Source organism: Candidatus Limnocylindrales bacterium (genome assembly GCA_035571835.1).
In the GTDB taxonomy this organism is placed as follows: domain Bacteria; phylum Desulfobacterota; class Binatia; order UBA1149; family CAITLU01; genus DATNBU01.
In genome coordinates this window covers 35,836-47,946 of record DATNBU010000045.1, presented here as the reverse complement: position 1 = coordinate 47,946, position 12,111 = coordinate 35,836, and the positions used below count along the sequence as shown (strand labels likewise).

Annotated in this window: 10 protein-coding genes; 1 reads left to right on the top strand and 9 read right to left on the bottom strand. The window is 66.0% G+C overall.

The window, feature by feature from the left end:
- Nucleotides 1–49 precede the first annotated feature (49 nt).
- Nucleotides 50–1,027 carry a hypothetical protein gene (locus VN634_21470; protein HXC53471.1) on the top strand — a complete coding sequence of 326 codons (978 nt, stop codon included), beginning with the start codon at nt 50–52 and terminating at the stop codon, nt 1,025–1,027.
- Nucleotides 1,028–1,052: 25 nt separating this feature from the next.
- Here the strand turns inward: VN634_21470 and prfB are convergent, their stop codons facing one another.
- The 9 genes from prfB to VN634_21425 all read right to left on the bottom strand — a co-directional run bounded on the left by prfB (nt 1,053) and on the right by VN634_21425 (nt 12,100).
- Complete coding sequence (prfB, locus tag VN634_21465; GenBank protein ID HXC53470.1) at nt 1,053–2,138, bottom strand: peptide chain release factor 2; 1,086 nt, start codon at nt 2,136–2,138, stop codon at nt 1,053–1,055.
- A gap of 153 nt (nt 2,139–2,291) precedes the next feature.
- A complete protein-coding gene (lnt, locus tag VN634_21460; protein HXC53469.1) occupies nt 2,292–4,016 on the bottom strand; it encodes an apolipoprotein N-acyltransferase in 1,725 nt (574 codons plus the stop codon).
- On the bottom strand, nt 4,013–4,480 hold the full coding sequence (ybeY, locus tag VN634_21455; GenBank protein HXC53468.1) for an rRNA maturation RNase YbeY: 468 nt from the start codon (nt 4,478–4,480) through the stop codon (nt 4,013–4,015). The genes lnt and ybeY overlap by 4 nt, the downstream gene beginning before the upstream one ends.
- A gap of 4 nt (nt 4,481–4,484) precedes the next feature.
- A complete protein-coding gene (locus tag VN634_21450; protein HXC53467.1) occupies nt 4,485–5,405 on the bottom strand; it encodes a PhoH family protein in 921 nt (306 codons plus the stop codon).
- 34 nt (nt 5,406–5,439) lie between these two features.
- Nucleotides 5,440–8,082 (bottom strand): alanine--tRNA ligase, encoded by a 2,643-nt coding sequence (gene alaS / locus VN634_21445; GenBank protein HXC53466.1) that lies wholly within the window; start codon nt 8,080–8,082, stop codon nt 5,440–5,442.
- A 17-nt stretch (nt 8,083–8,099) separates the two neighbouring features.
- The gene (locus tag VN634_21440; protein ID HXC53465.1) at nt 8,100–8,714 is read right to left on the bottom strand and encodes a RecX family transcriptional regulator; all 615 of its coding nucleotides are present in this window, start codon (nt 8,712–8,714) and stop codon (nt 8,100–8,102) included.
- Nucleotides 8,715–8,730: 16 nt separating this feature from the next.
- On the bottom strand, nt 8,731–9,849 hold the full coding sequence (gene recA / locus VN634_21435; protein ID HXC53464.1) for a recombinase RecA: 1,119 nt from the start codon (nt 9,847–9,849) through the stop codon (nt 8,731–8,733).
- A gap of 169 nt (nt 9,850–10,018) precedes the next feature.
- Nucleotides 10,019–11,368: a competence/damage-inducible protein A gene (locus tag VN634_21430; GenBank protein HXC53463.1), complete on the bottom strand. Its 1,350-nt coding sequence runs from the start codon at nt 11,366–11,368 to the stop codon at nt 10,019–10,021.
- A gap of 54 nt (nt 11,369–11,422) precedes the next feature.
- Entirely contained in the window at nt 11,423–12,100 is a 678-nt protein-coding gene (locus VN634_21425; protein HXC53462.1) for a phosphatidylglycerophosphatase A, read from the bottom strand.
- Nucleotides 12,101–12,111 lie beyond the last annotated feature (11 nt).

Genomic DNA, 12,111 nt, shown 5'->3' with positions numbered 1-12,111 from the left:
GCACGCTTTCGAAGCCTCTCGCTTCGAATCGAAAAGGGAGAACAACTCGATGCACAGTCACTACTCGCGGTCGGGCAACGCCCGCCGCTACTTCGCTACCTTTCTGATGGTGCTCTTCCGTCTGCACCTCGGGACTGCCGCCGTCCTGCTGCTGCCAGCCGGAAGCAATCTCGGAGTCGGCCCGTCGCCGGCGGTCGCCGACGAGCTCGACGACTCGGATTTCGACGGCGATGGCATCGACAACGCCGATGACACAGACGACGACGGCGACGGCGTACGCGATGACCGCGACGCGGACGACGACAACGACGGCACCGACGATACCGCCGACGCCGATGACGACAACGATGGCGTGCCGGACTCGGCCGACGCCGACGTGGCGACGCTGGACGACGACGACTTTGACGGCGACGGCAAGGCGAACTTCCGTGACCATGACGACGACAACGACGGTATCCCCGACGGCAAGGACGCCGACGACGACAACGACGGCGTAAGCGACTTCCAGGACCTGGACGACGACAACGACGGCATTCTCGACGACGTCGACGATGCCGACATCGACAACGACGATTTCGACGGCGACGGCGTCTACAACGAGAACGACGGCGATGACGACAACGACGGGATTGCCGACAACGTCGATCCCGACGACGACAACGACGGAATCGCCGACCCACGCGACCGCGACGACGACAACGACGGCGTCAAGGACAAGATCGACAACGACGAGGACGGCGACCACAAGGCCGACTCCGTGGACGGCGACCTCGATAACGACGGAATCAGCGACAGCGTCGATACGGACGACGACAACGACGGGATCGAAGACGCGGCCGACACCGACGACGACGACGACGGAATCGATGATGTCGACGACAGCGACGCCGACGACGACGGAATCGACGACGTCGACGACAGCGACGACGACAACGACGGCGTCAGCGATGTCGACGACGAAGACGACGACAACGATGGAATCGACGACGACGGCGTAACGGAGGACGACGGCAGCGACGACGCCTGATCGTCCGCGAGTCCCGGGTCAGCTCCTAGCGCGGAACCGCTGCGCCCTTGACTGCTCCGAGCTTCCCCTGCGACGACTGCATCAGGTACTCGGTGATGAAATCGTCGATGTCGCCGTCGAGCACGGCGTCGGTATTGCCCACCTCGAAGCCCGTGCGGACGTCTTTGACCATGCGGTACGGAGCGAGCACGTAGTTGCGGATCTGGCTGCCGAAGCCGGCTTCGACCTTCGTGGTGCCGAGCTCGGCCATCTTGGCTTCCTGCTTCTGGCGCTCGAGCTCGTAAAGGCGCGACGCGAGCATCTTCATCGCGAACGCCTTGTTCTTGTGCTGCGAGCGCTCGTTCTGGCAGGCCACGACGATTCCGGTCGGGAGATGGGTCAGCCGCACGGCCGAGTCGGTCTTGTTGATGTGCTGTCCGCCGGCGCCGCCGGCGCGGTAAGTATCGACGCGAAGGTCCTCGTCGCGGATGTCGATCTCGATCGTGTCGTCGATCTCGGGCCAGACCATCACCGAGGCGAACGACGTGTGCCGCCGCCCGGCATTGTCGAACGGAGAGATGCGCACGAGCCGGTGAATGCCGGCTTCGGCGCGCATGTATCCGTACGCGAACTCTCCTTCGAGAATGAGCGATGCCGACTTGATGCCGGCGCCTTCGCCGGGCTGCAGCTCGGTCAGCGTGGCCTTGAGGCCGCGGCGCTCGGCCCAGCGCAGGTACATGCGCAGCAGCATTTCGGCCCAGTCCTGGCTTTCGGTGCCGCCGGTGCCGGGCCGGATTTCGACGATGGCGTTGCTTCGGTCGTACTCTCCGGAGAGCATCTGCTGCAGCTCGATCTCGTCGAGCTGCGCCTCGCACGCGGCAAGATGCGACATCAGCTCGGCGGCCGCCGACTCGTCGCCCTCGTCGGCCATTTCGAGGTAGACGCCGACGTCCGAGCGCAGCTCGTTCAGCTTCGAGAAGTGCGTGATCTTCGATTCGAGGCTCGAGCGCTCGCGCAGCACCGAGCCGGCCGCCTCGCGGTTTTCCCACAGCGACGGATCCTGGCTTTTTGCGTCGAGCTCTTCGAAGCGCTTGCGGAGGGTATCTACGTCAAAGACGCCGCCCGAGGAGATCGACTCTCTCCTCGAGGGCGGTCACTCGCGCGCGGATTTCGGGTTCGACCTTTGCCATGACGGGCGGAGATTTTCACGAGGGGTGTGCGCGATCAATTTGAACGTCGCAAGACCCGACGCGAGGTCGCGCGACGCGATAGGCGTGCGCCGGCCTTACGGCGGAGTCGCGGCACGCCGGGCCGCCCGTAGCATGCGCCGCCGGTATGCACCGGCGACAAGGACCACGGCGACGAACGCCTGGCACAGATGCAGGAACACGTCGCCATATGCGCGGTAGAACGACCATACGTCGCGCACGAGAACGGTCTCGACGACCATGTCTTCGTGAAACAGCGGCGTCACGGGCCCGATCCGGCCCTCGTCGGTGATGAACGCCGAGATGCCGGTGTTGGTCGATCGCACCATCGGCAGGCGGTTCTCGATCGTGCGCATCGCAGCCATCGCGAGGTGCTGGTGCGGCGCTGAGGTGTCGCCATACCAGGCGTCGTTGCTGATGTTCACGAGGAAGTCGGCTCCCTCCGCGGCAAAGCTGCGCGTGAGCGTCGGAAAGATGCCCTCGTAGCAGATCAGAGTCGCAAACCGCGCCGGTCGTTTTGCTGCGCCTGGCGCGCTGGCAGTCGCGGCCGTCGCGCTTGCCGTCCCCGCTTCCGCCGCGCCGCTCGTCGCGCGTGGCGGCGCGTTCGAAGCAGATCCGGCAGCGGCCGGCGGCGAGAGCTCGACCGTATCGAAGATCTTGTACTCGGTTCCGGCGCCGAGCTGCCCGACCGACTGCACCGCCACCTTGACCATGCCGAACAGTCCGTAGAACGGAATGTATTCGCCGAACGGCACCAGCTGGATCTTGTTGTAGGGCCCTTCGACGTCTCCGCTGCTGCGCACGAGCCACGCCTGGTTGTACGGGGTCAGCGAGCCGCCTTCGTGCTCGACGATGCCCGGCGCACCGACCAGCAGGTCGATTCCGCGCTCACGCGCGACGCGCGTCAGCTCGAGCGACCGCATGTCGCGCTGGATGTAGAACGGCAGCGCAGCTTCGGGCCAGACGACGAGCTGCGCTCCGGCCGACGCCGCCTGGTTCGTCAGATCCAGGTACTTCTCGAGAATCCGGTCGCGCAGGCGCTGATTCCACTTCTCGTCCTGCGCGATGTTTCCCTGCGCGATGCCGACCTTGAGCGAGCCTGTATACGGAATGGCGTCAAGCTCGTCGAGACGCCACATCCCGTACGCAAAGAGCAGCAACGGACACGCGACGGCAATCGCAAGACGACCTGCGATCGCAGGCACCATCATGGAACCGGCACCCGCGCGGCGAGCGGCCAGTGCCTCCACGATCGCGACGTTCGCAAGCACGATGATCGCGGACAGAAGATACACTCCGCCGAGATCCGCAGCCTGCGCCATCGTCACGTACGCGATCTGCGTGTTGCCGACCGGGTTCCACGGAAAGCCGGCGATCACGACGACGCGAAGCCATTCGGCCACGACCCAGACCGCCGGCAGCGTGAGCAGGCGCGACAGGCCTCCTTCTGGAACGCGCGCAGGGCGCGCTTGGCTAATCCATTCCGAGAACGCCGCAAGGATCACGAACGGATACGCGGAAAACCCCGCAAGCAGCACGAGGATCATCTTCGCTGCGATCGGCGGGATCGCCGTGAAATTGCTGATCGTCGACGGAATCCAGTAGATCGTCGCGACCTGCCAGACGAAGCCGGTGATCCATCCGAGCAGTGCGGCGCGGCGCGCGCCGATGCCGCGCACGGCGAGAAGAAGCGGAACGAAGCCGATCCATGCGAGCCACGCCTGCTCGAGCTTCGGAAACGCCGCAGCCAGCAGCAGGCCCGAGAGCACCGCGGCTGCGATGCGCACGCCGGCGGGTTTCACGCGAGGTCCTCCGACGCGCATGCGATGCCGCGCGCTGCGAGCTCGCGCACCACGCGCGCTTCTTCGGCGAGCATCACGCGCGCATCGACGTCGTCTTCGTGATCGTGGCCGAGAAGATGCAGCACGCCGTGGAGGAGAAGCCGCGTGAGCTCCTCGGGATCGGTCCAACCGCCGTCGGCAGCCTGCCGGCGAAGCGTGTCGAGCGAAATCACGACGTCACCGAGCATCGTCGCGGAAGGGCCGAACGCGTTCGCATCGAGCTGCGGGAACGACAGCACGTCGGTCGGCGAATCCTTGCCGCGCCACTCGTGGTTGAGCTCGCGCATGCGATCGTCGCCGACGAGCACGATGCTGAGCTCGCAGTCGGGCCGGCCGACGATGGCGAGAATTGCCTCGGCAGCTGCGGCGGCCGTTTCCGCGAGCACTGTCTCGCGACCGGTTTCGTCGACGATGTCGATTGGCAAGCGGTCAGCTTTTATCGCGGCGCGGCGACGTCTTCTTGTCGTACGCAGTGATGATGCGCTTGACCAGCGGATGACGGACCACGTCGCGGTCCTCGAATTCGATGAACGCGATGCCCTGGATGTTCTGCAGGATCTTCCACGCGTCGTGCAGGCCCGAGACCTGCGCGGTCGGAAGATCGACCTGCGTGATGTCGCCGGTGACCACCGCCTTGGACTCGAAGCCGAGACGCGTCAGGAACATCTTCATCTGCTCGCGCGTGGTGTTCTGGGCTTCGTCGAGGATCACGAACGCGTTGTTGAGCGTGCGGCCGCGCATGAACGCGAGAGGTGCCACTTCGATTGTGCCGCGCTCGATCATCGTCTGCGCCTTCTCGAGGCTCACCATGTCGTGCAGCGCATCGTAGAGCGGCCGCAGGTAAGGATTGACCTTCTCGGCGAGGTCGCCGGGAAGGAAGCCGAGCTTCTCGCCGGCTTCGACCGCCGGACGGGTAAGGATGATGCGCGAGTATTTGCCGCGGAACAGGTCGGCAACGGCCATCGCCATCGCGAGGTAGGTCTTGCCGGTGCCGGCCGGCCCGATTCCGAACGTGAGGTCGTGGTCGCGGATCGCGTCGACGTAGAGGCGCTGGTTGGTCGTCTTGGGCGCGATCTCCTTGCCGCGCGGCGAGACGTAGACCGGGCGCCGGTACATGTCGGCGAGCGTCGCGGTCTTGCTCGCGCCGAGGATCTCGATCGCGCGCGTGACGTCGCCGGGCGCAACCGGACGGCCGCCGGTGGAGACACCGTAAAGCTCGCGAAGCACACGCACGGCGAGCTCTTTCTCGTGATCCTCACCGTCGATTCGAAGGCCGTCGGGCGTCATTGCGACGCGAACGCCGAGAGCGCGCTCGAGCGTGCGCACGTTCTCGTCATGGTTGCCGAACAACTCGTGGAGCCGCTGCGGGTCGGCGAACTCGAAGCTAGACGAGGATTTCGTTGGCTTTCTCCAGTAGCGCGGGAATGCCCGCGGGATTCTTGCCGCCGGCCTGCGCGAAGTCGGGCTTGCCGCCGCCGCGCCCGTCGACGAGCGGAACAAACTGGCGGATGAGGTCGTTGGCATTCCAGCGCGACGTGAGGTTCTGCGTAACGCCGACCAGCACGCTTGCCGCGCCGTCGTTGTCGGCGGCCAGCACGACGACCGCCGAACCGAGCCGTTCGCGCAGCCGGTCCGAGACCGAGCGCAGCGACTTGGCGTCGACGCCCTCGACGCGCGAAACCACGAAATGCGTGCCGTCGCTGGCCGATCGGGCGCGCGCAGCGAGCTCCGACACGACGTCGCGCGACTGGCCTTCGGACACGCGCGCGAGCTTCTTTTCGAGCTCACGGCTTTCGCTCAGGAGCTTCTCGATGCGGCCGACCGTGTCTTCCTCGCGGATCTTCAGGATCTGCGCGATCTCCCGCAGGATCTCGTCGCGGCGGCGGATCATCTCGAACGCGCCCGAGCCGGTCGTGGCTTCGAGGCGCCGCACGCCGGCGGCGACGCCGCTTTCTGCCGTGATCCGCACGAGGCCGATGTCGCCGGTTCGCGACACGTGCGTGCCGCCGCAGAGCTCGACCGAATAGTCGCCCATCTTCAGCACGCGGACGACGTCGCCGTACTTGTCGCCGAAGAACGCAAGCGCGCCGGCCGCGATCGCATCATCGTACGGCATCTCGGTTTCGGTCACTTCGTAGTTCGCGCGGATGGCCGAGTTGGCTTCGCTCTCGATGTCGACCAGTGCGCGATCGGCAACCGGCCCGGAATGATTGAAGTCGAAGCGCAGGCGCGACGGATCGACGAGCGAGCCCTGCTGGTGGACGCCGCTGCCGAGATGGTGGCGCAGCGCCGCGTGCAGCAGATGGGTCGCCGAATGGTTGAGCCGGATCGCCTGACGGCGCGCGGCATCGATGCGCAGCACGACGTCGTCGCCGACGCGGACCTCGCCCTTGTCCACACGCACCAGGTGCACGATGACGTCGGGCGCAGGTTTCTGGGTGTCGAGCACGCGCAGGAGCGAACCGTCGGCCTTCTCGATCACGCCAACGTCGCCGACCTGGCCGCCGCCTTCGCCGTAAAACGGCGTGAGCTCGACGGTGAGCTCGCCTTCGTCGCCCTCACGCAATGCGGGAACGAGCTCGCCGCCGCGCGAAAGGCCGCTGACGCGCGACTCGGCGGTTTCGACGAACGCACCGGCGAAACGCACTCCGCGCTCGCGCGCAGCAGCAACGAGCAGCGTGAAATCGCGAGCGCCGCCGCGTGCGGCCTGTGCGCCGCGACCGCGTTCGCGCTGCTCTTCGAGCGCAGCCTCGAAACCGTCGCGATCGACGGCCATGCCGCGCGAGCGCAGGATGTCGTCGGTCATGTCGACCGGGAATCCGTAGGTGTCGTAGAGCCGGAACGCGACGTCGCCGGGAAGGCGTGTCGCGCCGGTGCCGAGGCGCGCAACCTCGCTGTCGAGATGCACCAGGCCGCGGTCGAGCGTCACGGCGAAGCGTTCTTCCTCGTCGCGTACGGTGGCTAGGATCTTGTCCCGATTGCGTCCAAGCTCTTCGTACTGGTCGCCCATCGTCTCGACGACGGTGTCGCAGATGCGGTAGAGGAACGCGTCGCCGAGGCCGAGGGTTTTCCCGTGGCGCGCCGCGCGGCGAAGGAGCCGGCGCAGCACGTAGCCGCGGCCTTCGTTGCCGGGCTCGATGCCGTCGACGATCATGAACGAGATTGCGCGGCTGTGGTCGGCCAGCACGCGGAACGAAATGTCGCGGTCGTCGCCTGTTCCGTACGGAAGCTTCGACAGCTTCTCGGCGGTTGCGATCAGGCGCCGCAGCAGCGTGCCGTCGTAGTTGCCGGCCACGTTTTCGAGCACCGATGCGACGCGCTCGAGGCCCATGCCGGTATCGACGTGCTTGGCCGGCAGCTCATGGAGCTTGCCGGCATCGTCGCGGTGGTACTGGATGAAGACCAGGTTCCACAGCTCGATGTAGCGTGCGCAACCGACGTTGACCGCGCACACGTGCCCGGCGACATGCTGCATGTCGCACGAGCCTTCGCCGCGGTCGATGTGGATTTCCGAGCACGGGCCGCACGGCCCGGTCTCGCCCATCTCCCAGAAGTTGTCCTTCTCGGCGAAGCGCAGCACGCGGTCGTGCCCGATGTCGGTGATTTTTTTCCAGAGCTGCTCGGCTTCGTCGTCGGTCTTGTAGACGGTCGCGTAGAGATGCTGCTTCGGCAGACCCCAGACGCCCGTCAGCAGCTCCCACGCCCATTCGATCGCTTCGGCTTTGTAATAGTCGCCGAACGACCAGTTGCCGAGCATTTCGAAGAACGTGTGATGGTAGGTGTCGCGGCCGACGTCTTCGAGGTCGTTGTGCTTGCCGGAGATGCGCAGGCATTTCTGGCTGTCGGCGACGCGTGCAGCCGGCGGCTCGGACATGCCGAGAAACACGTTCTTGAACTGCACCATGCCCGAGTTGGTGAACATCAGCGTCGGGTCGCCCACGGGGACGATCGGCGCGCTCGGAACGATCAGGTGGCCCTTCGAACGGAAGAAATCGAGGAAGGACTTGCGGACTTCGGTACCGGTCATGCAGCGGTCACGGGATACTAGGAAACGTCCAGCAAGTCACGCACCAGTCCGGCGGGATATCCGCGCGCGAGCATGCGGCGGAACAGGCGGTTTTTCGCCATTTCCGCCTCGCGCGATGCGCTGCGATCGGCGGTCGCATCGTCGACGTCGCCGCAGCCGCCCGCATCATCCTGCTCGTGACGGTCCCGACCCGTCCGCGCCTGCATGCGCTCCAGAACACGAGCCGCCTTGTCGCGCTCGGAGTCGGGATCGACCACGCGCTCGATCGCGGCATCGATCGATGCCGCGGCGATTCCGAGCCGCACGAGCTCGTTGCGAATACGGTGACGACCCTTGTCGCTGCGCTCGAAGCGATCGCGCACGAAGCGCTCAGCCCACGCGACGTCGTCGACGAGCCGAAGCTCGCGCATGCGGACGATCGCGTTTTCGGTTTCGTCTGCGTCGTAGCGCTGCGCGATCTTCTCGCGCAGCCGCTTCTCCGGCAGCGACCGGGCAGCAACGAGCGCAATCGCATATTCGACTGCGCTCGTCGCTGCGCGCGCTGACTTCTCGCGAGGCGCGCCGCGCGACGTTTCGCGCTTGCGCGAAGGCGCCGCACGCCCCGGGCGTGCGGCTTTTGCCCGCTCCATCATGATGGCGCCGGGACGCCTACTTCGAGCCGGTCGCCTTTGCGGCCTTCAGGTTCTTTGCCTTGCCGTCGGCGTCGTCGGCCCTCGCATCGGACTTGACGTCGCTGAGACCGCCGTCGACCACTTTCAGAACCGGCGCGCCCGACGGAAGCCCGACGGCTTCGCGAACCTTGGCTTCGATCTGGTTGGCCATGTCGTGATGCTCGCGCAGGAATTCGCACGCGTTGTCACGCCCCTGGCCGATCCGCTCACCGCCGAACGAGTACCACGAGCCGCTCTTGTCGACGATGTTCATCTCGGCGCCGAGATCGAGCAGCTCGCCGTCCTTGTTGATTCCGGTGCCGTAAAGGATGTCGAACTCCGCTTCGCGGAACGGCGGTGCGACCTTGTTCTTGACCACGCGCACGCGCGTGCGGTTGCCGATGACCTGCTCGCCCTGCTTGAGCGAAGCGATGCGGCGGATGTCGAGGCGCACCGACGCGTAGAACTTGAGCGCATTGCCGCCGGTGGTCGTCTCGGGGTTGCCGAACATCACGCCGATCTTCATGCGGATCTGGTTGATGAAGATGACGATGCAGTTCGAGCGTGAGATCGTGCCGGTGAGCTTGCGGAGCGCCTGCGACATCAGGCGCGCCTGGAGTCCCATCTGCGGCTCGCCCATGTCGCCTTCGATCTCGGCGCGCGGAACGAGGGCCGCCACCGAATCGATGACCAGCACGTCGATCGCGCCGCTGCGCACGAGCGTCTCGGTGATCTCGAGCGCCTGCTCGCCGTTGTCGGGCTGCGAGATAAGCAGCTCGGCGGTACGCACGCCGAGCTTGCGGGCATAGTTCGTGTCGAGTGCATGCTCGGCGTCGACGAACGCCGCCGTGCCGCCGCGCCGCTGCGCCTGCGCGATCACCTGCAGCGCCAGCGTGGTCTTGCCCGAGGATTCCGGCCCGTAGATCTCGATCACGCGACCGCACGGCAGGCCGCCGACGCCGAGCGCCACATCGAGCCCGAGCGATCCGGTCGGCACGACCGGGATATCCTTGGCCACGTCATCGGCGCCGAGCCGCATCAGCGAGCCCTTGCCGAACTGCTTTTCGATCTGGCTGACTGCGAGCTCGAGAGCCTTCTTCTTTTCTTCCGTCGACATCTTCTTCCGCTCCTTTCCTTCTCGGCTTTATTGCCTCGGCTTGATTGCCGGTTGTTCCATGGCCGCCGTTACGGCCTGCTGTATTTCCCGGGCCGGCCTCTGTGGCCGGCCGTTGCCCGATTTACGATCATGCTCTCGGCGCGCGCGCCGATGCCTGCCTGCATCTGGTTCATGCGGCCTCCGTCTTCGGTCTGGCCGGCGTAAGATTGCCCGGCTCGAGTACGGGCAGCCCGAGAAGGCTGCGGCGGATCCAGTCGAGAGCGACCTGCGCCGTCAGGATCTTGATCCAGTCGCGGCCGCCCCAGAACCGGTAGAGCCGCGAATCGACCTCGTCGCTTCCTCCGGCCACGCGGCGCGCAATCGCGATCGCGACGGTGCCGACCGGTTTTTCCGGCGTGCCGCCGTCGGGTCCGGCGATGCCGGTGGTCGCGATCGAAATGTCGGCGGCGCCGGCAGAAAGCGCACCGGTCGCCATTTCCCGTGCCGTCTGTTCGCTGACGGCACCAAATTCGTTGAGCGTCTTCACGCGGACTCCGAGAAGACGTTGTTTCAGATCGTTGCTGTAGGCCACAACGCCACCGCTGTAATAACCCGAGCTTCCCGCAACATCGGTGATGCGGCTCGACAGGAGCCCGCCCGTGCACGACTCGGCGGTCGCAAGCATCAGCTTTCGTTCGCCGAGCAGACGGCCGACGACCTCTTCCATCTTAAGGTCGCCTTCGGCGTAGACGACTTCGGCGATGCGTGCGCGCACGTCGTGAGCCAGTGCTTCGAGCTCACGCGCCGCAGTCTCGCGAGCACCGGCAACGCCGATGCGCACGGTGATCTTCGGAAAGCTCGCACGAAACGAAAGACGGCCACGCGAAGGAGGGACGGCGCCGCGAAGGCGTTCGTCGAGAGCGGACTCGGGAAGGCCGAACGTGGAGAATGTCTGCGAGACGACGACGCGTGACGGATCGACGTGTTCGCGGATCCACGGCAGCACGCTGGCCTCGAACATCGGCTTCATTTCGCGCGGCACGCCGGGCAGCACGATGCCGACCGAGGCGCTGCGACCGGAAGCCCCGCCGCCCGTGCGCGCGATCGAAAGGCGATAGCCCGGTGCGGTTCCGACGGGATTCGGGACGATCACCGCGCCGGCCGGAATCATCGCCTGGCGAAGATTGTTCTCCGGCATGACGCGACCGCGCGAACGGAAGAACTCGCGGATGCGCTCGGCCTCGCGGTTGTCGAGCTCGAGCGCCGCACCTGCCACGGCCGCTACGGCTTCGGTCGTAAGATCGTCGCTGGTCGGTCCGAGGCCTCCGGTGGAAATGACGAGGTCGGCTTTTTCGACGCCTGACCGCCATGCCCACGAGATCCGGTCGACATCGTCGCTGACGCCGAGAATCAGCGAGACGTCGATTCCGATCTCGGCCAGGCGGTCGGCGATCCAGGCCGAGTTGGTGTCGACCGTCCTGCCGCCGGTGATTTCATCCCCGGTTGCCAGGATCGCCGCTGTACGAATGGTCGTCGTCATGGATTTTCGCTTTTTCTACGCCAACCTCGGACCGATTGCCAGACCTGCACGAAACTAAAGCGAAAGAATGCCGGAAATGCACAAGATTCTGATCGAAAGATTGGCATACAAACCGGCCAAAAGGTCGTCCGCGACGATGCCGATTCCGCCCGGCAGCTTCTCGGCCTGTCGGCACGGGGGCGGCTTGAGGACGTCGAAGACCCGGAACAGCAGGAATCCGGCGACCAGGGTCAGCCATCCGGGTGGAAGCAGCGCCACCGTGACCAGATAGCCGGCGATCTCATCCACGACGATCTGGCCGGGGTCCTTCAGTCGGAAGCCGGGAGCCGCGGCGCCGGCCGACCAGACGGCGATGGCGGCGGCGAGCGCGACCGCGACGATCTGGCCGACCGGATGTCCGGCAAGCCCGGACGTCAGGAGCCAGCCGAACGGGATCGCAACGATCGTACCGGCGGTTCCCGGCGCGACCGGCGAGAACCCGGCACCGAAACCGGTCGCGACGAACGTGGCAAATCCGCCGGTCCCAGCGGCATCCGGCTGTTGAGGTTCGACCATCGCACCATCGCTCCGGTCGCGGAAGCTATGCGCGCGGGTTCGGGCTGGCAACGGCTTTGGGCACACATGGCCAACCTCGCGACGGACACCGCCTTGTGGCGATGCCGCTACCGGCGATGGGCTTGTTGTTGCGATGCACAGCACGGTCGGCGCGCCTGGTCCCTGCTGCACGAACATTCCCCGGGGAA

Excerpts from the sequence above, each read along its gene's own strand:
- recA (HXC53464.1), bottom strand. The coding sequence starts at position 9,849 with ATGTCGACGGAAGAAAAGAAGAAGGCTCTCGAGCTCGCAGTCAGCCAG.
- VN634_21430 (HXC53463.1), bottom strand. The coding sequence starts at position 11,368 with ATGACGACGACCATTCGTACAGCGGCGATCCTGGCAACCGGGGATGAA.
- alaS (HXC53466.1), bottom strand. The coding sequence starts at position 8,082 with ATGACCGGTACCGAAGTCCGCAAGTCCTTCCTCGATTTCTTCCGTTCG.
- VN634_21425 (HXC53462.1), bottom strand. The coding sequence starts at position 12,100 with ATGTTCGTGCAGCAGGGACCAGGCGCGCCGACCGTGCTGTGCATCGCA.
- VN634_21470 (HXC53471.1), top strand. The coding sequence starts at position 50 with ATGCACAGTCACTACTCGCGGTCGGGCAACGCCCGCCGCTACTTCGCT.
- VN634_21440 (HXC53465.1), bottom strand. The coding sequence starts at position 8,714 with ATGATGGAGCGGGCAAAAGCCGCACGCCCGGGGCGTGCGGCGCCTTCG.